The 25577-nt window shown below is 65.0% G+C and carries 20 protein-coding genes and 3 pseudogenes; 5 read left to right on the plus strand and 18 right to left on the minus strand.

Annotation, left to right across the window (positions count from 1 at the left end; all coding sequences use genetic code 11):
• Positions 1–113: 113 nt before the first annotated feature.
• Positions 114–528 (plus strand): annotated as a pseudogene (locus ACSSV8_RS04875) (transposase); the annotation flags it as partial.
• Between the two features lie 214 nt (positions 529–742).
• On the opposite strand, the gene ACSSV8_RS04880 reads toward ACSSV8_RS04875, so the two are convergent.
• The 5 genes from ACSSV8_RS04880 to ACSSV8_RS04900 all read right to left on the minus strand — a co-directional run bounded on the left by ACSSV8_RS04880 (position 743) and on the right by ACSSV8_RS04900 (position 4199).
• A complete protein-coding gene (locus ACSSV8_RS04880; protein WP_454281692.1) occupies positions 743–892 on the minus strand; it encodes a hypothetical protein in 150 nt (49 codons plus the stop codon).
• A gap of 90 nt (positions 893–982) precedes the next feature.
• Entirely contained in the window at positions 983–1831 is an 849-nt protein-coding gene (locus ACSSV8_RS04885; protein ID WP_454281693.1) for an alpha/beta fold hydrolase, read from the minus strand.
• Positions 1832–1869: 38 nt separating this feature from the next.
• Entirely contained in the window at positions 1870–2616 is a 747-nt protein-coding gene (locus ACSSV8_RS04890; RefSeq protein WP_354539900.1) for a flavodoxin family protein, read from the minus strand.
• A gap of 28 nt (positions 2617–2644) precedes the next feature.
• A complete protein-coding gene (locus ACSSV8_RS04895) occupies positions 2645–3085 on the minus strand; it encodes a DUF6789 family protein (protein WP_354539901.1) in 441 nt (146 codons plus the stop codon).
• Positions 3086–3215: 130 nt separating this feature from the next.
• Positions 3216–4199: a helix-turn-helix domain-containing protein gene (locus ACSSV8_RS04900; protein WP_454281694.1), complete on the minus strand. Its 984-nt coding sequence runs from the start codon at positions 4197–4199 to the stop codon at positions 3216–3218.
• A gap of 314 nt (positions 4200–4513) precedes the next feature.
• Here ACSSV8_RS04900 and ACSSV8_RS04905 point away from each other — a divergent pair, with 314 nt between their 5' ends.
• Positions 4514–5740: an ATP-grasp domain-containing protein gene (locus ACSSV8_RS04905; RefSeq protein WP_454281695.1), complete on the plus strand. Its 1227-nt coding sequence runs from the start codon at positions 4514–4516 to the stop codon at positions 5738–5740.
• Positions 5741–5761: 21 nt separating this feature from the next.
• Positions 5762–7792 (plus strand): hypothetical protein, encoded by a 2031-nt coding sequence (locus tag ACSSV8_RS04910; RefSeq protein WP_454281696.1) that lies wholly within the window; start codon positions 5762–5764, stop codon positions 7790–7792.
• A gap of 107 nt (positions 7793–7899) precedes the next feature.
• Here ACSSV8_RS04910 and ACSSV8_RS04915 read toward each other — a convergent pair.
• The 3 genes and pseudogenes from ACSSV8_RS04915 to ACSSV8_RS04925 form a co-directional block, all read right to left on the minus strand.
• Positions 7900–8043 (minus strand): annotated as a pseudogene (locus tag ACSSV8_RS04915) (IS256 family transposase); the annotation flags it as partial.
• A gap of 1548 nt (positions 8044–9591) precedes the next feature.
• A pseudogene (locus ACSSV8_RS04920) lies at positions 9592–9738 on the minus strand (SWIM zinc finger family protein); the annotation flags it as partial.
• Between the two features lie 268 nt (positions 9739–10006).
• On the minus strand, positions 10007–11449 hold the full coding sequence (locus ACSSV8_RS04925; RefSeq protein ID WP_454281697.1) for an aldehyde dehydrogenase family protein: 1443 nt from the start codon (positions 11447–11449) through the stop codon (positions 10007–10009).
• 124 nt (positions 11450–11573) lie between these two features.
• Here ACSSV8_RS04925 and ACSSV8_RS04930 point away from each other — a divergent pair, with 124 nt between their 5' ends.
• Positions 11574–12227, plus strand: coding sequence for a peroxiredoxin (locus ACSSV8_RS04930; protein WP_454281698.1), 654 nt, complete (start codon positions 11574–11576; stop codon positions 12225–12227).
• 56 nt (positions 12228–12283) lie between these two features.
• Here the strand turns inward: ACSSV8_RS04930 and ACSSV8_RS04935 are convergent, their stop codons facing one another.
• The 5 genes from ACSSV8_RS04935 to ACSSV8_RS04955 form a co-directional block, all read right to left on the minus strand.
• Positions 12284–14506 carry a TRAP transporter permease gene (locus ACSSV8_RS04935; protein WP_454281699.1) on the minus strand — a complete coding sequence of 741 codons (2223 nt, stop codon included), beginning with the start codon at positions 14504–14506 and terminating at the stop codon, positions 12284–12286.
• A gap of 97 nt (positions 14507–14603) precedes the next feature.
• Positions 14604–15578, minus strand: coding sequence for a TAXI family TRAP transporter solute-binding subunit (locus tag ACSSV8_RS04940; protein ID WP_354539908.1), 975 nt, complete (start codon positions 15576–15578; stop codon positions 14604–14606).
• Positions 15579–15775: 197 nt separating this feature from the next.
• Positions 15776–17119 (minus strand): sigma-54-dependent transcriptional regulator, encoded by a 1344-nt coding sequence (locus ACSSV8_RS04945; RefSeq protein WP_454281700.1) that lies wholly within the window; start codon positions 17117–17119, stop codon positions 15776–15778.
• A gap of 17 nt (positions 17120–17136) precedes the next feature.
• A complete protein-coding gene (locus ACSSV8_RS04950) occupies positions 17137–18924 on the minus strand; it encodes a sensor histidine kinase (protein WP_454281701.1) in 1788 nt (595 codons plus the stop codon).
• A 247-nt stretch (positions 18925–19171) separates the two neighbouring features.
• Complete coding sequence (locus tag ACSSV8_RS04955; protein ID WP_454281702.1) at positions 19172–19483, minus strand: hypothetical protein; 312 nt, start codon at positions 19481–19483, stop codon at positions 19172–19174.
• A gap of 143 nt (positions 19484–19626) precedes the next feature.
• Between ACSSV8_RS04955 and ACSSV8_RS04960 the strand changes: the two genes are divergently transcribed.
• Positions 19627–20331: a Crp/Fnr family transcriptional regulator gene (locus ACSSV8_RS04960; RefSeq protein WP_354539912.1), complete on the plus strand. Its 705-nt coding sequence runs from the start codon at positions 19627–19629 to the stop codon at positions 20329–20331.
• A 315-nt stretch (positions 20332–20646) separates the two neighbouring features.
• Here the strand turns inward: ACSSV8_RS04960 and ACSSV8_RS04965 are convergent, their stop codons facing one another.
• The 5 genes from ACSSV8_RS04965 to ACSSV8_RS04985 are packed head-to-tail and all read right to left on the minus strand — an operon-like array spanning position 20647 to position 25574.
• Entirely contained in the window at positions 20647–20907 is a 261-nt protein-coding gene (locus ACSSV8_RS04965) for a nitric oxide reductase F protein (RefSeq protein ID WP_454281703.1), read from the minus strand.
• A complete protein-coding gene (locus ACSSV8_RS04970; RefSeq protein WP_454281704.1) occupies positions 20904–21446 on the minus strand; it encodes a cytochrome c oxidase subunit 3 in 543 nt (180 codons plus the stop codon). The genes ACSSV8_RS04965 and ACSSV8_RS04970 overlap by 4 nt, the downstream gene beginning before the upstream one ends.
• Positions 21443–23386 (minus strand): VWA domain-containing protein, encoded by a 1944-nt coding sequence (locus ACSSV8_RS04975; protein WP_454281705.1) that lies wholly within the window; start codon positions 23384–23386, stop codon positions 21443–21445. Before ACSSV8_RS04975 ends, ACSSV8_RS04970 begins: the two co-directional genes overlap by 4 nt.
• Before the next feature lie 8 nt (positions 23387–23394).
• Complete coding sequence (locus ACSSV8_RS04980) at positions 23395–24204, minus strand: AAA family ATPase (RefSeq protein ID WP_454281706.1); 810 nt, start codon at positions 24202–24204, stop codon at positions 23395–23397.
• Between the two features lie 5 nt (positions 24205–24209).
• The gene (locus ACSSV8_RS04985; protein ID WP_454281707.1) at positions 24210–25574 is read right to left on the minus strand and encodes a cbb3-type cytochrome c oxidase subunit I; all 1365 of its coding nucleotides are present in this window, start codon (positions 25572–25574) and stop codon (positions 24210–24212) included.
• Between the last annotated feature and the right edge of the window lie 3 nt (positions 25575–25577).

Here is a 25577-nt window from a genome sequence, read left to right on the forward strand (position 1 = left end):
TAACCTTGTCCATGGATGGCTCCCTTTGTTGGCCGTTTCACAGCACCCAACATGGCACATTGCGATGCCGAAAGCGGGAGCCATCCACTTCATCAGTGGCGTTCGGGGCCTCACTGTTCAAGACGCTGGTCCTGAGCGCGCTCTACGACCTGTCGGACGACCAGATCGAGTATCAGGTGCGCGACCGGCTTTCGGCCAGGACGGTTTCTGGGGCTGGGTCTCGAGGACCGGGTTCCCGACGCCAAGACGGTCGGGCTCTATCGCGAGGGGCTTGCGCAGGCGGGGCTGGTCGAGGCGCTGTTCAGCCAGTTCGACGGCTATCTGGCGCGGCAGGGCTACATCGCGCGGGGTGGTCAGATCCTGGACGCGTCCATCGTGCCGGTGCCACGCAATCGCAACACCCGCGATGAAAACAAGACGATCAAGGGCGGCGACGTGCCCGACGGCTGGGCCGACAAGCCTGCCAAGCGGTCGCAGAAGGATATCGACGCGCGCTGGAGCGAGGAGGATCAGAAAACAGTCCGGGGGGGCTGTTTTCCCGACGAACGATGTCGCCTGCGGCGAGGGTTGGCGCGCGCATCTGCTCGACCCAGGCGCAGAACGCGTCGGCGTCCATGGCACCCTCGATCAGCATCGGGGCGTCGATCCGGTCGTTGCGCAGCCCTGCGATGAAGGTGTTGTTGCGCCAGTGCCCATGCGGGACGGTCCCGATGCAGGGGGCACCGCGTGCCCCACGTCCGCATCACCGGGTCATCCTGGTGTCGAGCCCGCTTTCGTCAATGAACTCCTCGAAGAACCATGTGGTATGCGCCAGGTGCCATTTGGGCGGGCTGGCCTCTTCCATGGATTGCAGCATCGCATCCTCGGGGGTGAGCGGCGCGGCCAGATGCACGCACGGTCTGCGTGCGGACCTCCGCTAAGAGGGTGATCATGTCATCCGGGACAGGTGCGGTGAGTGTCATTCCGTGTCGCCTCTGCGTCGTCACGCGGTGCCGTGCGCTTTCGATGTATCGAGAAATCCGGCGATATGACCGGCCACCGCTTGTGGCTGTTCCTCCATGATCCAATGCGCGGCCCCCTCAATCCATTCCAGCCGCGCGCCGGGGATCGTGTCGGCCAGACGCCGCGCATAGGCGGGTTTCTGGAACGGGTCCTTGTCCCCCCAGAGCACAAGCGTGGGGATATCGAACGCTTCCAGCTCCCGCGCGATGGCCATGGTATATTCGGGATTGAGGCGCCGGAAATTGCGGAACAGCGCCGCCTTGCCGTCCTCCCCCTTCCAGGGGCGCAGGATGATCTCCATCGCCTCGGGGCTCAAGCCCTCCTTGGAGGCCACGCCCTGGGGCAGAAAATCGATCATCATCTTGCCGAAGGCATCAAGGCTCATCTCCGCCTCGGCATGCGGGTCTAGCAGGGGCTCGAATTCCGGGATGGGCCAACTGTCGAAACAGATGGCACTGAGCAGGATCAAGCGGTTGATCCGTTCAGGGTGCCGCGCCGCGAGGATCTGCGCCACGCCGCCACCGATGTCATGCGCCGCCAGATCGACACGGGCCAGACCGAGCGCATCGAGAAAGCCGCGCAGGATGCGCGCCTGCGCGGCGATCGAGACATCGGCGCGCGCGGGCTTGTCGGACTGGCCATAGTTCAGCATGTCAGGCGCGATCACCCGGCGGGACTTTGCGAGCTCCGGGATCACCGCGCGCCACAGGAGGCTCGACGTCGGGATGCCGTGCAACAGGACCAGAGGCGGGCCCGCGCCCTCGTCGAGATAGGCGATGCGGTGGCCTTCGACCATTGCGAAGTGATGGGTCGGGGTGACGTCGCTCATTCGATTTTCCTTTCCTATTGGGCCGCCATCCGCGCGGATCAGCGGTATTCCGGGTTTGGGTGGTCGAAGCGGCAGCCATCGTCCCAGGCGCTGCGCTGGTTGCCATGCGCGGGGATGCCGCCCCAGTCGCCGAGAATGCGGGCCATGTGCATCAGGTTCCACGTCATGAAGGTGGCGTTGCGCTGCGTGAAATCGTTCTGCGGCCCGTTTGATCCGTCATCGGCATAGGACGGCCCCGGCCCGGCCTCGCCGATCCAGCCGGCATCGGCCTGCGGCGGAATGAGATAGCCCAGATGTTGCAGCGCGTAGAGCACGCTCATCGCGCAATGTTTCACCCCGTCCTCGTTGCCGGTGACAATGCAGCCGCCGACGCGACCGTAATAGATGGACTGATCCTTGTCGTTCAGCTTGCCGGAGTCGGCATGGAGCCGTTCGATCAGGCGACGGCAGACCGAGCTTTCCTCGCCCAGCCAGATCGGCGTGCCGATGATGAGGATATCGGCGGCCATGACCTTGGCGCACAGGTCCGGCCAATCGTCGGTCCTGAACCCATGTTCGCGCATATCAGGGTAAACGCCGGGCGGCAGATCGAAATCGACCGGGCGCAGCATCTCGACCGCGATGCCATTGGCCTGCATGATCGCGCGCGGCACCTGCAGCAGCGCATCGGTATGCGACGGCTGCCCCGACGGCTTGAGCGTGCAGTTGAGGATAAGCGCCGTGAGATGCGAGAAATCCATCTCGTGCTCCTCGCAGAGCCGTTCTTGAACCGTGTTGAGGGTCATGGGGTGTGTCCGATCTGTCGGGTCCGCGTCACGCCTGCACGCGATCCTTGACGAATATGTGATAGGTCGCCCCCAGCACCGCGCCGAAAATCACGTGCAGCATGAGCGTGGCGAGTGGAACGATCAGCAGATCGGATGCCATTTCGACCCCGAACAGCCCCTTGCCCATCATCGGCATGAGCAGGGTCATCATCGCGGCCCAACCGACGATGCCGAGGACGATACCCTTGAGCGCGGCTTTGTTCACATCGCCGCCCTGTGACAAGCGGCTGAACACGACGCCATACCCGATGCCGATCACGACATGCGCGACCCATCCCATCGCGGCCCCCGTGCCCATGGTCGCCGCGAGCATCGCGATCACGTTGAGATCGGGCATGACGCCCATCATCCCCTTGACGATCATCAGAAGTGACAGAACGCCCGTCGCGATCAGCCCTGCGGCTATTCCGGCGGTAAGTGGGGTCATCTGAGCCTCCTTTTCTTGCATCAGAGTGTGGCAAAACCTTAACGGATAATCCAAGCTGCGGCTTTCAGGTCCCGAACGCTTCGCACAACCCGTGAGGCGATCTTGACACGGGCGCACGTGCGATGTCGGCTCAATCCGGTGCGCTTTTCGCCTTTGGCGGGTGCAGCAGCGCCGAGATGAAGTCCTTGACCGAGGACAGGATTTCCCCCGAGGCCTGATCGCGGCGAAAGCGGGACGGGTCCACACCGAGCGCCTTGCGGAAGGCGCGCGAAAAGTGGCTGCGGCTGGAATAGCCGATCGCGCTTGCGATGGCGCCCACGGGCAAATCGGTCTCGACCAGCAGCAGGGCCGCGCGATGCAGGCGCAGGCGGACATCGAAATCGGCCACCGTGACGCCCATTACGTCGAGAAACCGGCGCTGGAATGCGGCGCGGCTCATGCCTGCCAGATCGGCGAGCGCGTCGGATGACAGACGCTCTTCGCCCGCGTCGATCATGGCCCCGACGGCACGGGCGATCCGCCGGTCGCGCAGCGACAGGATCCACGAAAAATCGGCACCGCCTTCCTGCAACTGTGCGCGGATCAGCAGGACAAACGCCTGTTTCAACAGCGCCGAGGCCAATGCGCGGGTGCCAAAGCGGGGGGTGCGCAACTCTTCCACCAGTTCCTCGAAAATCGCAGGGACGCGGGCGGTGTCGGGAAACCGGAACACCATCGGTTCCGTCAGGCCGGAAAATAGATCAGCCTGATGCAGATACCGCCCGGCAATCGTGGCGCAGGCGGTGCGCAAGACCGGGGTGTCGCCCGCGTTGATCCGCAGCAACCCCTCGGGCAGGACGCGGAATTCGGACATTGCCTCCTGATGGCGCGGACTATAGCCCGGTGCCTGCAATTCGTGGCGCCGAGCCGCAGGGATGATTACAAGTGCGCCGGGTCCAAGCGGCTGTGTCACCCCGCCGAGTTGGCCTTCTCCCTCCAGTACGTAATGAAACATCGGCATTTTCATCGGGCCAAGCCCAAGCCGCCAGCGATCGGCCACCTCGCAGATCGCAAACGCATCCACGCGCGCATCCAGATGGATGAGCAGCTGATCGATCATCTGGCCGGTTTGCATGACAGTCCCTCGCGCGATGCAGATCTCCTTTGGGAACTAGAATTTATTCTGAGCCGTATTGAAAGCGGCAAGGATCGATCATATACACTTAGTTATTCTAAATAAAGGGAGTGTCGCCAGAGCGACAGCCCGGCGACGCCCATCCACGTCAAGTATCATTAATTATATATTTTTCGTTTATTTAATAGCTTACCCCCGGCACTATCATCGACCGTCGCAGCACTAGCTCTTTGATTTTTTATTTAGTCATGCTATATATCAAGGATACTTCGTGCGGCCACGTCTGGACGCTCGCAACGACACGAAAGGCAGATATGACCGGAAAAAACCCAGACAAAGGCTACGTGGCGATCCTCGGCTGGTCGCTGAACGCCATCGACGCCATCGACCGCTTTGACCGCCGCTACGTGATCGTGGCACCCCCTTGGGCCGAGGAGTATGCGCGGGCCAACGACATTCCCTTCATCGCCTGGGATTTTTACCGGCTGAACGAGCGGTCGCACGAAATCGCGCAGATCCTCAAGGAAGAGGGCTGCGATGTGGCAATCCCGCTTTACGAGGAAACCGTGGAATGGGCCGGGGCGATCAACTCGGTCCTGCTCGACAATCCGCGCCTTCTGGGCCAATCCATGCTGTTCCGCGACAAGTCGCTGATGAAACGGCGCGCTCAACTGGCCGGTATCCGCGTGGGCATTTTCGAGGAGGCGGACAATCACGCCGATGTGGTGCGCTTTCTCAAGCGTGTGAACCAGACCTTGCTCAAGCTTGACGGCGACCCGAACGACCCGATCCACTTCAAGGCCTTCGACAAGGCCGGGTGCCTTGGCCACCGCACGATCCGCACGGTCGAGGATGTGGATTCAATCTCGGAGGACGAGTTTCCGGCCCTGCTGGAAAGTCATCTGGACGGATGGGAATTTGCGGTGGAGGCATGGATCAAGGATGGCAAGATCCAGTTTCTCAATATTTCCGAATACGTGACGCTTGGCTATTCCGTCTTTGTGCCCGCGACGCCAGAGCTTGAATCCTGGCGGCCGCGCATCGAGGACGAGATCAACAAGCTGATCAAGGCATTCGACATCGACTTCGGCTTCATCCACCCCGAATATTTCGTGACCAGCGACGGCACGATGTATTTCGGCGAGGTGGCCTATCGTCCGCCGGGGTTCAACGCGCTGGAACTCATCGAGCGAGCCTATGGCTTCAACGGCTATCAGGGCATCGTGCTGGCCTTCGACCCCAAGGCCACGCAGGACGAGCTTGACGCCTTCTTCCCGACCCCGGTCAAGGATTCCAAGGGCCATGCCGGCTGTTTCGGGGCCTATCCGCGCAGGCGCGTGGTCGAGCGGATGGAAATCCCCGAGATCACCGCCAACGATCCCTATTTCGAATTCCACGAACTGGCCCAGCCGATGGAGCAGAAGGTGACAAAGCGCACCGCTTTCGGTACCCATTGGGGGTTGGTATACTTTTTTGGCGAGGATCCGCACCGCTTGCGCGACCTGCTGAAGGCACAGGAAGAGCTGGATTTTTATGTGTGATCCGGTTGGCGGGAATTTCGGATGAGCGAACAGCATCACGGTGACGAGGCTGGGCGCCTTGTCGCCACGCTTCAAAGGCCGCTGGAAAATCTCGAGCAGGCCCGCCCCTTTGCCAAGCCGCGCTTTCAGGCGCAGGTGCTTGATGTGGCGGGGCGGTTGCTCGCTGTGCCCGGCGGGCTGGAGCGTCTGCACGCGCTTGCCCCCCGGATGGATGCGGCGGGGCTCTTTGCCGGGTCCGACTGGGATGCACCCGCCAACCTGTTGCCGGGGCTTGTCGCGGGCACCTTTGACCACGGCGTGCAGGCATCAGTGACGGTCGAGGCCGTCAGCCTGCTGCGCCTGCTGGCCGTGGCCAAGGGCGAGGCCGAGCATCCCGGCATCCACGCCGCCGCGGCGCGGCGGTTCCTGACGCAGGTTCTGGCGCTCAACATGCGGCGGTTCTTTGGCGCGACGGACGAGGCGGCGCGCGCGGCGGGCGCGCGGCAGGCGACGATTGATGCGCTGTTTCAGTATCTCGCGGATCATGTCGGGTTTCAGGACGTGTTGGGCGAACTGGTCGACGAGATCTGGCGCATCCTGCGGCAACGGCCCATCCAGGTGGCCCATGTCAAGGACATGATCGCGCAGATCGCCATCACCCTCAGCGAACGCGGTGGCGAGATCGGCGACCGGCGTCTTGGGGCCGACCGGCTGGTCTCAGCCCTGTTCGGCCCGACATCGGCCTGCCTCGGTGATCCGGGGCTCGATACCTATCGCCAGCGTCTTGCCGTGATGGATGAAAGCGACCTGCGCCACGAGGCGCAGGGGCTGGCGCGCGCCATGCACGATACCGGCCTCGTGTCGGATTATCACGCGGCGTTCCTGACATGGGTGCTCGATACCGAACATGACGGCATGATCGCCGATACGCTTGGCCTTGGCACCACCGGGCGCGACTGTCTTCAGCACCATCGCGGCCTTGTCATCGAGGTGATCCGCCGCGCGGTGCGGCCCGAAACCGCGCAGGCGCTTTACGGCATGTCGCTCATGCTCGATCGCGGGATCCTGCATTACGCGCCGATTGCGCCTGCGCTGAGGCGTTTGTTGACGTTGGAGCCCTGCGCGGCGGTGGCCGAACGCCTGTCGATGGCAGGGTTGCACGCGGCCCCGCCCGCCGATCTACTGCTTGCGGGCTGTATTCAGGTTCTGGGCCAGCCACTGGGGGTGGGGCAGGGCGCAAACCCGACCTGTCAATCGGCCCGCGCCATCGCGATGTGGGGGCAGAACGATCCCGATTACCTGCTGCATCTGGTGACGCAGGCCGCGCGCATCGATACGGTGATGATGCATTTCGAAGGGCACGCGATCAATTCCGGCGCTCTGCCCGCGGGTCTGGCCAGCGGCGCGCCGCTTGATGCCGATCCGGTCTCGGTGGTTCTGGTGCCGCATCTCGACCGCATCTATGCCGAAATGGGCCGCCTGTGCGCCGACCGCAACGACGATCCGCATATCTGGATCAACCCGGAATTTCACGGCTGGTGGGTGGGCCGGTCCTGCGCGGTGGCCGTGGATGTGCCCACCGGCGCGCTGGCCGCCATCGAGGATTTCATCGCCCGCTTTCACGGTGCCTATCACCCCGACTATAACGGTGGCGAGCCGGTGATCCACCCGCAACCCGCAGGCATTGCCGCGACTGACGCCGCCGGTCGCTTCATCGGCTGGCACGCCATCACCATCCTGCGCGTCGCCCGCGACCGCGAGGGCGTGATGCGGGTCTATTTCTACAACCCGAATAACGATTCGGGGCAGGATCTGGGCGACGGCGCGCTGGTCTCGACCCATGGCTGTGGCGAGCGCTTCGGCGAGGCTTCGCTTCCGTTCGAGATCTTCGCCTCGCGTCTCTATCTGTTCCATGAGGATGCGATGCGCCCGGCGCTCACGCTCCGCCCTGAAAGCGATATTCTCGACCGCGTCGCGACGATGGCCCGCAGGACATGGGCCGCCGGACGCCACGAGATCAGCGGCGAAGCCATCTCGCGCCTCGCCGCTACGGAAGGCCACCCGGATTTTTGACCTTCGCCGCTGTTTTTGTGAAGCTGCCAGATCACGTGGCGGGTCGTGTCTCGAATCTGGTGGAAATTCTCCGGCGGCGTTTTCCGGGTAGGTTGATTTGGGCCTGATCAGGCGGCGAGGTCAAGGGTCATGGGCGTAATCGGCTTGTCGAGGGTTTGCCAGCCGTCGATCTTGCGCATGGTGATTTGACCAGCAGCCAGCAGCGCCCAGAGCAGCATCGGCACGGTCTCGGCGCAAGGAAACACGGTCTTGCCCAGCCCCATATCGTCGGCCAGCACACCGCCGAACCCGGCAGCGAGCAGGTTGCCCATCCATGCCGCCCCATAGGCCTGATAATCGCGCAACTGCGCCTTCAGCCCCTTGGGGGCCTCAAAGGTTTTCGCCTCGGCCAGCGTCTGAAGGCTGCGCGCCAGCGGCAGGACTCCGGCCTTGTCGGCAAAGCGGATATCGTTGCCCGCCAGCGCCTCTTCGACCAGTCGCGCGACAGTGGCGTCAGAGGGGTGCAGCGCGCCAAGCTCGGCATGATGGGTCAGAAAGAGATGCAGCAAGGGCGCAAGCGGGCTGAGGCGAAAGGGCCATCTTGGCGTCTTGATCACCTCCCACCCGTCGCGGCGCAAGGCAGGCAGGGTGCGAAAGGCGAAATCCAGTGCCTCGCGCCCGGTCGATATCTCAAGGCTGTGCATGTTCATCTCGCCATCGGCAAAGACGAAATCGCATGTCATCATCCGCTCGCCCGGCCAATGGAATTCCAACTCCTCCACCCGCAGCGCCCCCGCCCGCATCAGCGTGGTGGCGCAGGCCCGTTCCCAGTCGGGGTCACGCGCCAGCGTCACGATCTGGCCCTCTTCAAGCCTGCGCGGATCGTCCCCATCCTCGGGGGCCTCCTGCCCGTCATAGACAAAGCGCACGGTGAGCGTCGGCAACAGCACCGAATTGCCCCAATAGCGCGAACCATCGCGGGCGGTCTCGGCCCCAAGCGTGAGCCGCGCGATGCGTTGTGTCGCTGCGCGCCGGATCTGGCGTGGCGCAGCAGGGGGCGGCAGGTCGAGCCCGCCAAGCGTAGCGGGCAGCGCCGTGGCAAGCGTGCCCGCCTCATGCGGGGCGATCTCGGGGCTGGCGGCCACAAGGTGCAACACCTCCGTGTCGACCGCCTGCGCCAGCGCCCCGATCTGCCCCTTTCCCTTGTCGAGCCAGAGCGCGTCCCCGTCCATCCCGCGCAATTCCAGCGGCTGGCCGCTCTCATCCTCGAACCCCAGCCTCTGATTGCCATCCGCCGCCATCTGCCAGGCAAGCCGGGGCGTCGGGCACGCCGCCGAGCAGGCCAGATGCGCCTCGGGGGCGTTGTCATGCAGGAACCGCCCCGTGTCGCAAAGCCGCTGGATCAGGGTAAGAACATCCTTGCCCTTGGGTCGGATGAGGTCGGGTAGGCCATAGCTGTAATGCGCCTCCCACAGGCGCGCCTGCGCCAGGGCTGCGAGAAGGTCGAGATCCAACGGACGGATGAACTTGGCCGGGGTGGCCCCTTGCAGCCCGCGCAGCGCGTCATAGCGCCGGATGGACCGGTTGAGCGCGGTGCCCGCCGCATTGATCCGGCCCTTGTAGATGTCGATCTTGACCTTCGGGTCTTGCGGCATCAGCACATAAAGCAGCCGTTCCTTCACCGTGTCCGGGTAATCCTCGGGCGGCATTTCCGGCAGTGTCGGGGCGGTGCTCTCCTTGATCCGGCGCAGCCAGCCCTGCACCGGTGCCGCAAGTCCTGATGCGGCGCGACGGGGGCCGCCCTGCTCCGCGTCCCATGTCACGAGGGCGGCAGCCACATGTTTGCAATTATATCCGACCGGGCAGGAACACATGCCATCGACCAGCCCGTGATCCAGCGTCATCCGTTGCTGATAGCTCTGCCCGCGCCCGTTCGACACCCGCGCCCGGAGCGCACCATCGGGCATCGCCTCGACCGACACAACAAATCCTCGGCGCGCATACTCACGCCCCCGCGCCAAACAATCGGTCCGGATTTCCGCGACCACCTCTGGGCGGACGGGCGCTGCGCGGCGGGGGCTGCACCCCTGATTCCGCGCAAGGGAACTGCGCCTTGATGGCAGCAAGAGGCCATTCACGCCCCCTGCCGCACCGCCCCGCGCCGCATGGCAGACCGCATCATCATGGGGCAAAACCTGTCAGCCACCGACCGCGCGCGGCCCCATCCCGACGGGGTCAGGCCCCCGGTGTCCAGCCCGAGACGGCCTTGACCTCGAGGAAGTCCTCGATGCCCCATTTGCCGCCCTCGCGCCCATGGCCCGATTGCTTCATGCCGCCGAAGGGCGATCCCGCGCTGCGCGACTTGCCGTTCATCTCGACCATGCCCGAGCGCAAGCCGCGCGCAAGGCGATTGGCGCGCGCGGGATCGGCGGTCTGGACATAGTTGGTCAGGCCGTAAGGCGTGTCATTGGCGATGCGCAGCCCCTCCTCCTCCGTATCAAAGGACATGATCGACAGGACCGGGCCAAAGATTTCCTCGCGCGCGATGGTCATGTCGGGGGTGACATCGGCAAAGACCGTAGGCCGCACGAAGAAGCCGCGATTAAGCCCGTCGGGGCGGCCCAGCCCGCCCGCCACAAGCCGCGCGCCCTCGTCGATGCCGGTCTGGATCAACCCTTGGATCTTGTTGAACTGCGTCTCGTTGACGACCGGGCCGATATGGCCGCCCTCTTCATGGGCGGGGCCGACCTTGATCGCGGCGGCGACCTCGGCGGCCTCTTCTACCGCGCGGTCATAGCGCGACCGTTCCACCAGCATCCTTGTGGGGGCGTTGCACGATTGGCCGGTATTGTTCATGCAGTGGATCACGCCGCGCTTGACCGCCTTGTCGTCGGCATCGGCGAATATGAGGTTCGCGCCCTTGCCGCCCAATTCGAGGCTGACGCGCTTGAGCGTGTCGGCGGCGGATTTGGAGATGAGCCGACCGGCGCGCGACGATCCGGTGAAGCTGATCATGTCCACATCCGGATGCGCCGAAAGCTGGCTGCCCACGCCCGGGCCGTCGCCGTTGACGAGGTTGAACACCCCCTTGGGCAGGCCCGCTTCATGGATCACCTCGGCGAAGATCAGCGCGTTGAGCGGCGATTCCTCGGAGGGTTTCAGCACCATGGTGCAGCCCGCGATCAGCCCCGCGATGACCTTGAGGGTGATCTGGTTCTGCGGCCAGTTCCATGGCGTGATCATCGCCACCACGCCGACGGCCTCGTGGATGATGCGGTCATTCGGGGCGTGATCGCCGAGCGGTTCGTCGAATTTGAAGGCGCGCGCGGCGGTCAGGAAATTGGTGATGTGCCAGGTCCCCGAGGGCACCTGGCTTTTGCGGGCCATGTCGATGGGCGCGCCCATTTCCATGCTGGTGGCCTGGGCCAGATCCTCGGCGCGGCTCTCGTAAACCTTGAGGATTTTCTCGACATGGGCGATGCGCTCCTCGGGCGGGGTGGCCATCCATGCCGGGAAGGCCGCGCGCGCGGCGGCGACGGCGGCATCGGTATCGGCCTGCCCGCCCAGCGAGATCACCGCGCACGCCTCTTCGGTCGAGGGGTTGATGACGGCGTGATCGCGGCCAGAACGGGGCTTCTGCCAAGCCCCGTCAATATAGAACATCTTTTTCTCGATCATGGTTGACCTCCGTGGATTTGGCGGCACTCTGTCAGCGGTAATCGCGCGCCGCAAGGTCGGATCATCCGGCCTGCGGGAGATTTGATCAAATTCCCGCGCGCGCCCTCAAAAGAAGGAGGCTTACATGGCACTTCGCATCAACGACACGATCCCCGATCTGACGGTCGAGACCGATCTCGGGACGTTTTCGCTGCACGACTGGATCGGGGATAGCTGGGCGATTCTGTTTTCGCATCCCAAGGATTTCACGCCTGTTTGCACGACCGAATTCGGCGCCGTCGCGCGGCTGTCCGATGAGTGGGAGAAGCGTGGCACCAAGGTGATCGGCGTCTCGGTCGATGGCGTCGAGGATCATCGCAAATGGAAGGGCGATATCGAGAAGGTCGGCGGTGCCGCGCCGCGCTTCCCGATCATCGCCGATGACGGGCTGGCGGTCTCCAAAGCCTTCGACATGCTGCCCGCCGAGGCCTATCTGCCCGACGGGCGCACGCCCGCCGACAGCGCCACGGTGCGCTCGGTCTTCATCATCGGACCGGACAAGCAACTGAAGCTGTCGATGACCTATCCGATGACGGTGGGGCGCAATTTCGCCGAAGTGCTGCGCGCGCTCGACGCGCTTCAGACCACGGCGAAACACGGCGTGGCGACGCCTGCCGACTGGACCATCGGGCAGGATGTCATCGTTCCACCCTCGGTGAATGACGAGGCCGCGCGCGCGAAATTCGGCAGCTTCGACGCGGACCTGCCATATCTGCGCCGCGTGAAACTGCCGGGATAGCAGGTGCCGGGTGGCGGGATCTGGACCAACCGGACCCCGCGCACCCCGCTCCCCTGTCAATCCGAGCCGCGGATGACGGTCTGGGGATTGACCATGCGTTTCTGGAACAACCAGACCGCAATCGCCGTTCCCAGACCGATGAAGTCGGTAAACCACCCTTGGGCGATCATCGACAGCGCCGCAACCAGCAGAACGATCCGCAGCGGCCAGGCCAGCAGGCCGAAGAACCAGCCCTGCACCGATGCCGACAGCATGAAGATGCCAAGCGAGGCCGAGACCACCACGTGAATGATCTCTCCCCAGCTACCATCCATCAACAGGGCGGGCGAGGAGAAGAACATGAACGGCACCACGAAGGCCGCCAGACCGATGCGAAAGCTTTCCACGCTGGTCTTCATCGGGTCCGACTGCGCGATGGCCGCGCCCGCATAGGCGGCAAGCGCCACCGGCGGGGTAATTGCCGACATCACCGCATAGTAGAAGATGAAGAAATGCGCGGTGAGCGGCGGAATGCCCATCTGCACAAGTCCGGGGCCGATCACGCTCGCGGCCACGGCATAGGCAGCGGTCGTGGGCATTCCCATGCCGAGAATGATCGAGACGATCATGGCGAAAAAGAGCGCGATCGCCTGGTTCTGATCCGCCATCCCCAACAGCATCGAGGAAAACCGCGTCCCGATCCCGGTCAGCGCGATGACCCCGACAATGACCCCGGCCGCCGCGCAGACCGCGACAAGCTGAAGCGTCATCTTGGCCGCGATCTCGAAAGCGTAAAGGATCTGCCCTGGCCCCATCCGGTAGGGGGTCAGCCACGACACGACAGCCGCCGCCGCCATCCCGTAAGTCCCCGCGCGGATCACCGAATAGCCCGCAAACAGCGCCCCGATCAGGATGAAGATCGGCAGGAACAGGAACGCCTGCCGCGCCAGCCGGTCAAAACGCGGCAATTCAGAGCGCGGCAAGCCCTTCATGCCGTATTTCAGCGCGTTGAGGTCGACGTTGAAATAGATGGATGCGAAATACAGCAGCGCCGGGATGATCGCGGCGGTCACGATCTCGGAATAGGGGATGCCGGTGATCTCGGACATGATGAAGGCACCCGCCCCCATGATCGGCGGCAGGATCTGCCCGCCCGATGAGGCTGCGGCCTCGACGCTGGCGGCGGTCTGGGGCTTGTAGCCAACCTTCTTCATCAGCGGGATCGTCAGTGATCCGGTGGAGACCACGTTCCCCGCCGACGTGCCGTTGATCATCCCCATCAGCCCCGAGGAGAAGATCGCCACCTTGGCCGGACCACCCCGTGCGCCCCCCGCGACCGCAAAGGCGAAGTTGACGAAATATTCGCCCACGCGGCTTGCCTGAAGAAAGGCCGCGAAGGTCACGAAGAGGATGATATAGGTCGAGGAAATCGCCGTCGTCGGCCCGAGAATGCCCTGATCGGTGTAAACATAGCTGAAGAACCGCGTCATCGTGTAACCGCGATGTTGCAGGATGCCCGGCAGCCACGGCCCGACAAAGGCATAGAGCACGAAGATCCCGGCAATCACCACCAGCGCCAGCCCCGCCAGCCTGCGGGTCAATTCAAGGATCAGCACCGTGCCGGCAAGGGCCGCATACATGTCCGCCTGTTTCGCCAGCCCGGTTCCGGCCCGCAGCCGCAGGAACGGCGCGTGAAAGATCAGATACATCGCCACCGTGGTCGCCGCGAGCGCAAGAAAGAGGTCCGCCATGTCGAAATGCCCGCGCCGCCGGTCAGGCCAGAACCAGCCCACGACGATAAGCCAGGCACTCCCCGCGACAAGCGGCAGGCCGAACGTCCAGACGGCCGTATTGGCCCCGGCGGCCTGATCGACCCCCTGCCCCGTGATCCAGAACAGCAGAACCTGCGCGAAGGCGAGGGTGACGGCCAGAGCGCCGGGCAGGATCGCCAGCATCCGGCGCGGATCGGCCTGCCCGGGCCGGTCTTCGGAGAAGAGCGTGGAGGAATAGAGCAAAAATCCCAGCGCCAGACCGCCGCCCACATGGATCAGCCGATAGCGCCATGGCTCCGTCAGATCGATGGAGTTAAGGCCCAGAAAATCGGTGATGCGGTCATGCAGACCGTTCATCACCCCGACATGAAACACCGTATAGGCGATGCACAGGATCGCCGCGATCAGGCCAAGCTGGCCAAGCGGCTTGCGCTGGTTCGCGGTGAAGATCTCGGCATCGACCCCATCGGCGATGGCGTCTGGCACCGGTGATGGCGTCGCCGCCGGTCTTGCGGATTGCGCGGTCATGGTTCAGGTCTCCTCCACCCTCAAACTCGCCCGCCCCGACACGCGCCGGAGCAGGCAGGGGCAGGCCCGGAGCCCGCCCGTGTGACTCCCCTCTGGGTCAGCGCAGGTTGTCGGGGATGGTGATGCCCTTTTCCTCGAAATACCGCACGGCACCGGGATGGAACGGCATGAAGGTGTTCTTGTCCCAGTTCTCGACCAGCGTCTCGCGGGCGGCGGCGTGGATCTGGACCATGCGCTCGGGATTATCCATGGCAAGCTTCGTGATCTCGTAGGCGAGGCTCTCCGGCATTTCCTCATGCGCGATGGTGAAGTTCCACATCGCGACCGTGTTCTGATCGTAATCATGCCCGGCATAGGTGCCCGCCTTGATGGTCAGCGGGGCGAAGGCCGGGAATGCTTCCTTGATCTTGGGCATTTCCGCGTCGTTGAAGCCGAACATCACCACGTCCTGGCTGGCCGCCAGTTCCGCGAAGGCCGAAATCGGCACACCCGCCGCAAAGGCGAAGGCGTCGATCAAGCCGTCCTGCAACTGGCCGGCGGAATCCGAGGCACCCGCATTCGAAACCGTCGCGTCAACGCCAAGCACCTCGAGGAACTGTGGCCAATAGGTGCCGGGCGTGCCGCCGGCCGGGCCGACGCCCACGCGCTTGCCGGCCAGATCCGACACCGAGGTGATGCCCGACGAGCGCAGCGCAATCACCTGGAACGGGGTCTGATACATCGGGAAGAGCGCGCGGATCGAGCGGTGCTCCAGCCCCGGCGCGAGTTCCGACTTGCCGTTCCACGCATCATAGGCGGGGCCCATCGTCACCTGACCCATGAGGTGATCACCGGTCTCGACCAGGGTCACGTTCTGCACCGGGCCGCCGGTCACTTCACCGCTTGCGGCAATGCCGAGTGATTCGGAGATGAAGCTGGCGAAACCGTTGCCATAGACGAAATAGGTGCCGCCCTGGCTTGCCGTGCCGATGGTCAGGCTGTTGGGCCATCCGGCCCTGTCCTGCGCCAGCGACGCCGTGCCAAGCGACAGGGTAGCAGCGGCCGCAATGGCCGCGATAAAGCGGTAGGTCATGTTGCTCCTCCCAGAGTCTTTCATCGTTTCAACCGCCATCCCGGACGGAATGACGCTGCATCCATCAAATCAGATTCCACGCACCGATCAACCGCCACGGCAGGGATGTGGCGCATATTCGGCACCCCGCGCGTCAGAATGGGTGGAAAAGGGGACATCGCGGCCCGCTTATGTCACCGAATGGGATCGTCCGTCGGTCAGCCGCCGTCGCCATCGGCAAGAAAGTCGGTCCTGTCGATCCCGAGTTTCTGGATTTTCTCGTAAAGCGACTTGCGGCTCAGGCCGAGGGATTCGTAGACCGGCCGCAACGCCCCGCCATGGGCGGCAAGCGCCGCCTCGATCTCGCGCCGCTCGAACGCGGCGACACGATCCGCGAGCCGTGCGGGCAGAGCCGCGGTCTCGCCTGCCACATCAAGCCCGAGCCCAAGCGCGAAGCGATCCGCGGCATTGCGCAATTCGCGCACGTTTCCGGGCCACGCGCGGCTGCCGAGCGCGGCCAGGAATGCCGGGGGCACCTCGGGCACGGTGTCGATGCGATGCCGCGCGGCGGCCTCGGTCAAAAGGCGCAGGAAGAGCAGCGCGATATCCTCGCGCCGCTCCTCCAGCGCAGGCACCTCGAGCGTGACCACATTGAGACGATAGAGCAGATCGGCGCGGAACCGCCCGGCCTCGACCTCGGCCATCAGGGGCACGCGGGCGGTGGCGAGGATGCGGATATCCAGCCGGTGTTCCTCGTTCGATCCCAGACGGCTGACCACCCTGTCCTCGATCACCCGCAGAAGCTTGCCCTGAAGCGGCGGCGGCAGCGCCGCGATATCGTCCAGCAGCACCGTGCCCCCGCGCGCATGTTCGAACTTGCCCGCGCGGGCGCGCATCGCCCCGGCAAAGGCCCCCTGCTCATGGCCGAACAGCTCGCTTTCGATAAGGTGCGGCGGGATCGCGGCGCAGTCGATCACCACCAGCGGATGACGCGCCCGCGGCGACAGGTCGTGCAGGGCGCGCGCGACCACCTCCTTGCCCGATCCGGTTTCGCCCACGATGAGCACATCGGTTTCCGCAGGACCGATGGTGCGCAACCGTCGGCGCAGGTCGATCATCGCCTTGGAGCGCCCGATCAGACGCTGCTCCAGATCATCGGCTTGCCCGGCAGCCGCGCGCAACACCCGGTTTTCCAGCACCAGCCGCCGGAAATCCACGGCGCGGGCGACAAGCTCTGTCATCTGGCTGGCCGAAAAGGGCTTCTCGATGAAATCATGCGCCCCCTCGCGCATCGCCCGCACGGCCAGTTGCACATCGCCATGCCCCGTCATCAGGATCACCGGAATTTCCCGGTCGATCTCGTGCACCCGGCTCATCAGGGTCAGGCCGTCCATTCCCGGCATGCGGATATCGGTCAGCACCACGCCCGGAAAGCCGAAGCTTACATAGTCAAGCGCCCGCTCGGCCGAGGCCGCATCCTGCACCTGATGACCCGCAAGATCGAGCGCCTGCACCGTCGAGGCGCGCAGGTCCACGTCGTCATCGACCACGAGAACATGCACGGGCGGGCGTCCCGCCGTCACGCGGCGGCCTCGGCCTGGGGCTGTGCGGCGGGCAGGCGCACCTCGAAGGCGGCCCCCCCGAGGGTGCCCGCGACAAGCGTGATGTCCCCGTCGAAATCCTTGACGATGTTATAGGTGATCGACAGGCCAAGCCCCAGACCGTTGCCAACGCCCTTGGTCGAGAAGAACGGATCGAAAATGCGCGGCGCAATGTCGGGCGGCACGCCCGGCCCGCTGTCCTCGACCCGCAGGATGACGGCATCGCCGTCGCCCCGGGCGCTGATCCGCACCCGGCGATCCTCGCGCGGGGCCACGGCATCCGCGGCATTGGTCAGAAGGTTGACCAGCACCTGTTGAAGGCGCACCGGCCCCGCCCTGACCGGCGCGACACCAGCGGCGATATCCACGAAGAGATCGACGCCGATCTGGCGCAGCCGCGGCCCCGCGATTTCGCGCGCCGCCTCGATCGTGTCGCCGATATCGACGGCAACCAGTTGCGCGCCCGGACGCCTGCCGAACGTATGCAGCCGCTTGGCGATTGCCGCGATCCGGTCGGTCATGGCAAGGATGCGCTCCAGTGCCGTCTGCGTCTCGGCCAGGCGGTCCTTGGACAGCAGCATGACGGCGCTTTCGGCATAATTGCGCAGCGCCCCCAGCGGTTGGTTCACCTCGTGGCCCAATGCCGTGGACATCTGACCCAGCGCCGCCATCTTCGCCGCCTGCACCAGATCATTCTGCGCGCGGCGCAACGACGCCTCGGCCTGACGCCGTTCCGCCACCTCTGCCCCAAGCGCCTCGTTCACCACGGCCAGTTCGCGCGTGCGCTCGACCACCCGCGTCTCAAGCTGGGTCTGGGCCGCCGCCTGCATCTCCAGAAGATCGCGCAACCGCGCCCGGCGTTGCAGCACGACGGCGATGATCATCCCCAGAAGCGCCAGCGCCAGAACGCTGCCCAAGCTGACGATCATGGCCTGCGCGCGGGCAGGTGCCGTGCTTTGCAGCACCATCATGGTCCAGTCGGCTTCGGGCATGGGCAAGTCGGCCACCAGATATTCCTGAGCCTCCTGCCCCGGCGCGCCGGTGCGCCACAGCACATGTCCGGCCCCGGTCCGGTCCTGCACAAGCGGAATGTCCAACAGCGTTGCATCCGCATAGCGGCGGGTGGCCTCGAGCGCGGCCTGACCTTCGGCGGTCATGGGCCGGGTGCGGCCAAAGCGCCACTCGGGCTTGCTTGTCAGAAATGCGACGCCCTGGGGATCGACCACGATCACGTGGTAATCCGCCCCCGTCCAGGTCGCCTCGACAGCATCCAGGTCGATCTTGAGCGCGACAACGCCGAGAATCTTGTCGCCGTCCAGAACCGGCGCTCCGAAATAATATCCGCGCTTGAGCGAGGTCGTTCCCAAAGCGTAGAAACGTCCCGCGCCGCTGGCCACCGCATCACTGAAATAGGGGCGGAATGCAAAGTTGCCGCCGACAAAACTATGCGGCTGGGCAAAGTTGGAGGCGGCAAGCGTCAATCCGGTCATGTCCATGAAGTAGATATCGGACGCCCCAAGATCTCCGGTCACTTCCTGAAGGAAAAGGTTGGCCGCGTCTATCGCATCCGGATCGTCCGGGGCCGCCGCCAGATTGCGGATCGCCTCTTGCCGCGCAAGAAGCGGCGGCAGCCGCTCAAAGCGCTCGAGATAGCCGCTCAGCGCGGTTGTCGCAAGCTGCAACGTCCCGCTGGCGCGGGCGGCCGTTTCCCCCAGAAACACCCGCGTTGCCTGACCGTGAACAGCGGCCCCGACGGCCAAAAGCATGATCAGCCCAAGGCCGAGCCAAAGGCCCCAACGCGACCGGCGCCGCGCCTGCGCGACATGTGATATCCCGTGTGACACGGATTTGTTGATACCACCCGATTCACACTGCGGCAATCGTCGCCGCGTCACCGGACCCGAAACCGAAGCGGCCGGGGTCTGCCAAGGAACAATCGCACCCGTCCCGCACGCCACCATGGACGGGCATTGCCCGGATGCGTCAGGGGACCGGCATCGCGCACCCTCTGCGTCAGTGTGATCCGGCCCGATCATCCCTCGGTGCGAGGACACACAGGCCGAGCAGAAGGCCGGCGAGCCCACCCGCAAGGGTCAGCGCGCCAAGGGTCATCCTTATTCTCCCGAGCAGCAGGCCAAGATCCCCGCAATTGCCGGGCATGCAGGCATGGCTTGCCGCAAGATGCATGATCTGCAAAAGCACCAGGCAGGCAAGCACAACCCATACCCCCCGGAACACACCCCTCTGGCCGCCCGCGCGCACGGCGAAGGCCACCGCGCCCGCCATGCCCGCAAACCAGAGAAACGCCAGAATGTTCAGGCCCATGTCGCGTTGCCTCTTTGTTGTGGTGTCGAGTCATCATAACGTGGCAATCGCGGTGGCTCTTGATGAAGGTCAAGGCTCGTATCGGTATCACTGGTCATGGTAAGCCGCTTGTCACGGGGTGCGAAACAGCGGGGCCGATCGTCATGAAAGCGGACTATGTCGAGATCGCACGGCAATCGGTGCTGTTTGCCTCGGTTCCCGAGCCGGTGGCCGAGAAGCTGATTGCCGCCTCGCATGTGCGCCGCTTCGACCGGGGGGCGACGATCTTCCTGCAGGGCGAGCCCGCGCGCTCGATCTATATCGTCGCCGAAGGCTGGGTGAAGCTCTATCGCATCGCGCCCAACGGGGCAGAGGCGGTTGTGGGCGTTTTCACCCGTGGCCGCAGTTTCGGCGAGGCGGTGGCGCTGCGCCATGCAGCCTATCCCGTCGCTGCCGAGGCGGTGACGGATTGCACGCTCATTCAGGTGGATGCGGGCGCTCTCCTGCGCGAGGTCCGTGACGTGCCCGAGGTGGCGATTGCAATCCTTTCGGCCACCTTCGCCCATCTTCAGGCCCTTGTCGGACAGGTCGAGGCGCTCAAGGCGCAGACGGCGGCACAGCGCGTGGCAGAGTTCCTGCTCGATCTTGCCACTTGCACGCAAGGCAAATGCGAGGTGGTCCTGCCCTATGACAAGGCGCTGATTGCCGGGCGTCTGGGGATGAAGCCCGAAAGCCTCAGCCGCGCCTTCGCCAAGCTGCGCGACCATGGTGTGAGCATCCGGCAGAACATGGCCGAAATAGCCGATCTGGAGCGGTTGCAGGACTATGCCTTGGCCGACCCGGCCGAGGCGTGGAGCCGGGACCGCTGATGTCGCGCGACCCGGGTGGGGTGGCGGTTCTTGGCGTTGAGCGGACGGTGCTGGTTGCCCCCGCGCGGAATCAAGGCGTGCCCCGCACGCCGCCGCGCGAGCGCCCGACCGCCCCCCGGGCGGGCGCTTTTTCGACGTTGAAACCCCTACAATCGTTCCAGTATTTGGCACCATAAAGCGCTCACCAAGGCTGTTGCAGCGCCCACCCGCGGTCGGGCCCTTGCGCGGCTCCCCAATGCCGACAACAGGCCATTCATGACCCTTCCCGACCAGATTTTTCCCCGCCACGTCCGACTGCCAATCGGCACCAGCCTTTCAAATGCCGGTCCCCAGCAGCAGCGCCAGCCCCGCAAGCCCCGCGCAGAACCCCGCCAGCACCATGTCAAAGCCGCGCCGCCAGCGCGGGGCGTGGGCAAGGCCCAGATAGCGATGCAGGATGATCCGCCCCTTGAGCAAGGCCAGCGCGAGCGCCATGAGCGAGAGCACAGGCCCCGCAGGCACAAGGCTCAGCCCCGCACCGGCAAGGCTCAGCGTCACGAGGCCAGCCCAGGCCAGGAGGAGCGGATCGCGGGTCATCGGATCAGGTAGACGACCGGGAACAGCAGCACCCAGACCAGATCGACCATGTGCCAGAAGGCCGCGCCGGTCTCGGTCGCGCGCGGATCGCGCAGCACCGCCACCAGCCCCAGAAGCACGATCCCCGCCACTACATGCGCCGCGTGAAAGCCGGTCAGCAGGTAGTAGAAGGTAAAGAACGGGTGGGTTTCCCAGTCGATGCCCTGCGCGGATTTGGCGGCATATTCCTGCCCCTTGATGACCAGAAACACCACGCCAAGCACCATGGCGCCGGCCAGCAGCGCGCGCTTGCGCCCCTCGCGCCCCGATTGGGCCGCACGCACGGCAAGCGCGGCGAGGCAACCGGACGTGACCAGCACCACGGTATTGAGCGCAGCCCCCGCGCGGTTGAGATGCGCCTGCGCCTCGGCAAAGCCCGCGGGATCGGTGAGGCGCATGGAACTCAGCGCCGCCAGCCCCGCCCCGAAAACCAGCAGTTCCGAAACGATCAGAACCCACATCATCGGCTCGCCTGGCAGTTCGTCGAGAAGGTCGGTCATGCCCCCACCAACTGCCGGTAGATCTGCGGCAGCGCAGCGGTCAGCCTGTCGGGATGCGGGATGAGCGCATACCCCCCCTGCCCGAACATACGTGGAAACCAAGCCTTGCCGTCGCGGTCCACGGTGATGCCGAAAACCGAATGGCCCGCGCGCCGTGCCTCGCGGATCGCCATGTGGCTGTCCTCGATGCCGTGGCGGCCCTCGTAATGATCGAGATCGTTGGGCTTGCCATCGGTGATGACCAAGAGCAGCCGCCGCTTGCGCGTCTCGCGGGCAAGCTCGGCGCTGGCATGGCGGATCGCGGCCCCGAGGCGCGTGTAATGGCCGGGCTTGAGGGCGGCGATGCGCGCCTCGATGGCCGCGCTCATCGGCTCGTCAAACCCCTTGAGCCGGTGCAACCAGACGCGGTGCCGCTTGAGCGAGGAAAACGCGTTGATGGCAAAGCTGTCACCACAGGCGTTGAGGCCCCATGACAGCGCCGCCAGCGCCTCGCGCTCGATCTCGATCACCGAGCGCGAGCCGCCGTCATGCCCCGTCACCGTGCCTTCGGTGGACCGCGAGACATCGAGCAGGATCGACACCGCCAGATCGCGCGCTTGCGGGCGCGTCTGCCGCCAGATCCGGTCATCGCTTTCGCCGGTGGCGAGGAAATCCACCCGCGCCCGCACGGCGCGTTCGGTATCAAGTTCGTCACCATCAGGATGGCCGGGGGTCGAGACGCGACCCGGTCGGAGCGCCTCGAACTGGCGTTTCACCGCGCGGATGCGGCGCGCCGCGCGCGGATCGGGGGCGGCAAGCACACCCGCCTCGGGGCGCAGGTCGCTGGCGAGGATGCGCACATGATCGGGCATGTAGGTACCCGTGCGCACATCCCATTCCGGGTAGGTCAGCACGTCCGAGAGCGCCTCGCGGTCCACATCCTCGGGCGCAAGATCAAGATGCAGCTTGAGCCGGGTCGCGGGGGCCTGCGACACCTGCCCCAGCCCGATTTCCTCCTGATCGTCGGCGGCCTTCTTGGCGCTGTCCTCGTCATCATCCTCGACGCGGCGGTTGAGGTTGATGAACTCGGCCCAACTCAGGATCGCCTCGAACTTGTGCAGGATGAAACTGTCCTTGCGGTCGATCAGGTCGGATTTGCGGCGGCGCGCGCGGCGGGTCTTCTCGCTGCCCTCGCCGGTCTCGGGCGCGCCCTCGGTCTCGCGGTCCTCGACCTGGTCGGCCTCGCTGCGGCCCGTCGCGCGCGGATCGGGCCAGAGCGGCACGGGGCGGAACGGGCGATAGCCGCGCGGCGCGCGCAAGGCGGCGGGGTCGGCCCCGGCCAGCGCTTCGGCGCGCGCGCCGAGCGGCGCGGGATCGCCGAGAGCGTGCCGGATGAGCACCTCGACCGCCGTCTCGATGGCGGGAAGCGCGGGGCGGGGGCGCAGCACCAGAAGCCCGCCGCAGAGATCGGCATAAAGCGCGCGAAAGCCGGGTGCCGCCTCAAGCGTGGCGGCAACCATGGCTTGCGCGGCGGTGATCGCGGCCAGATCGGCGGCAAGCGGGTCGTTATGGTCTGGCGCGGCGGGGGCATGGGCAGCGCAGGCAGCCAGCCACAGATAGAGCGCGCCATTGGCCTCTCGCGCGGGAAAGACCGCCAGCGACGCGGGCAGGCGCAGCGCGGCCCCGTCGAAACTGGCGCGCGGCAGCACCTCCGCAGGCGTGCCGAGGCGGCGCAGGAAGGAGAGGCGATGATGGCTTGTCTCCTCCGCCACGGCCTTGACCTCGACGGACGGATCGCCGCCGAGGCCCCGAAAAAGAACTGCCAGCCGCCCCGCGACCTCAGAGAGGTCGACACGGGCTCCGTCATGCACGCCCGGGGCGTCGAGACGGCTGGCATAGGCGTGCCACAGTTTCCCGATCGTTTCTTCGGGTTCCCATGGGTCGACGTCGATCCTGCCCATCACCGGCCTCACCCGAAAACGGCGGTGACAAGATCGAGGAGCCCGCGTTTGGTGTCGCGGTCATCGGTCAGCGGTTCGATCATCGCAGCGAGGATCGCACGCTCGACCGGTATTCCCTGATGGATGAGCGTGGCGGCATAGACCACGAGGCGGGTCGAGACCCCTTCCTCCAGATCCTGCCCCTTGAGGTCGCGCAGCCGGTTGGCAAGCCGCACCAGCGGCTTGACGCGGTCCTCGGGCAGGCCCGATTCCCGCGCGACCACGGCAATCTCGCGCGCAGGTGCCGGAAAGTCGAACTCGACCGAGATGAACCGCTGCCGGGTGGACGGTTTCAGCGTCTTGAGGATGTTCTGATAGCCGGGGTTGTAGGACGCCACGAGCATGAAGCCTTCGGGTGCCACAAGCTCTTCGCCGGTGCGCTCGATGGGCAGGATGCGGCGGTCGTCCGTCAGCGGGTGCAGCACCACGGTCACATCCTTACGCGCCTCCACCACCTCGTCGAGATAGCAGATCGCGCCCTCGCGCACCGCGCGGGTGAGCGGGCCATCGGCCCAGATCGTCTCGCCGCCCTTGAGCAGGTAGCGCCCGATCAGGTCCGCCGCCGACAGATCGTCATGGCAGGCCACGGTATAGAGCGGGCGGCCAAGGCGCGCGGCCATATGCGCCACGAACCGCGTCTTGCCGCAGCCCGTCGGCCCCTTGAGCAGGACCGGCAGGCGGTTTTCATGCGCCGCCGTGACAAGCGCGATCTCGTCGCCCTGCGGCAGGTAGAAGGGGGCGTCCGCCGCCCCCTTCAGGTTGGGGTTGGACCCGTCCATCTGCATCACTCCGCAGGCTGGCTCAGGCCGGGCTCGATAACCTCCCGGCGCGGCACGAACACGGCATAGATGAAGAGGAGCGCACCAAGCACCACCGCGATGCCCGCGCCGAACCGCATCCAGAAGAACACCTCAAGCTGATCCTGCACGAACATGAATTCTTCGCCCATGACCCGTTGCAGATGGGTCTGCACCGTGCCGGCAAAGGTCAGCACGAAGGTCATGAACACCACGCCCGAGGACATCAGCCAGAACGACACCATGTTGAGCACCTGGTTATAGGGATCGCGCCCCAGAAGATGCGGCATGGCATAGGTCACGATCGCCAGCACAAGGCAGACATAGGCCCCGTAGAAGGCAAGGTGGCCGTGGGCGGCGGTGATCTGCGTGCCGTGGGTGTAGTAATTGACCCCGTGCAGCGTGTGCAGAAAGCCCCAGACCCCCGCGCCGAAAAAGGCCAGCGTGGCACAGCCGAGCGCCCAGAGAAGTGCCGCCTTGTTGGGATGGTCGCGTCGCCCCTTCCAGACCATGACGAAGGCAAAGGACATCATGGCAAAGAACGGGATCACCTCCAGCGAAGAGAAGATCGAGCCGATCCACTGCCAGTATCCCGGCGTGCCGATCCAGTAATAGTGGTGCCCGGTCCCGAGGATGCCCGAGAAGAGCGCGGCCGCGACAATGACATAGAGCCATTTTTCGACCACCTCGCGGTCAACGCCCGTCAGCTTGAGCATCAGGAAGGCGAGGATCGAGGCCATCACCAGCTCCCACGTGCCCTCCACCCAGAGATGGACCACATACCACCAGTACATCTTGTCGAGCGCCAGGTTCGACGGGTTGTAGAAGGCAAAGAGGAACAGGAGCGACAGGCCCCAGAGGCCGAGAAGCAGGATGTTGGTGATCGCCGTCTTGCGTCCCGCCAGCACCGTCATCGAGACGTTGTAGAGAAAGATGAGCGCCGCCACGACGATGCCCGCCTTGACCCATTTCGGCTGTTCGAGGAATTCACGCCCCTCCTTGCCGAGCAGGAAATTGCCCTCGAAGATGTTGAAGAGATAGGTGACCACCACGCCAAGCGTGCCGAGCACGAGAATGCCCAGTTGCAGATAGGCGAGCTTGGTCGAATGGATCTCGCGCTCCGATTCCTCGGGCAGGAGGTAATAGGCCGATCCGAAGAAGCCCAGCAGCAACCACACGATCAGGCTGTTGGAATGGAGCATCCGCAGGATGTTGAAGGGCACCAGATCCGACAGGAAATTGGGTGCCACATAGACAAAGCCCATGATCAGGCCGACGGTCACCTGCACCGCGAAGAGCGCAAGCGCCACGGCAAAATAGGCCAGGGCGATTTTCTGGGTTTGGTATTTCATGGT

It is taken from the genome of Roseovarius sp. MBR-79, assembly GCF_053628555.1.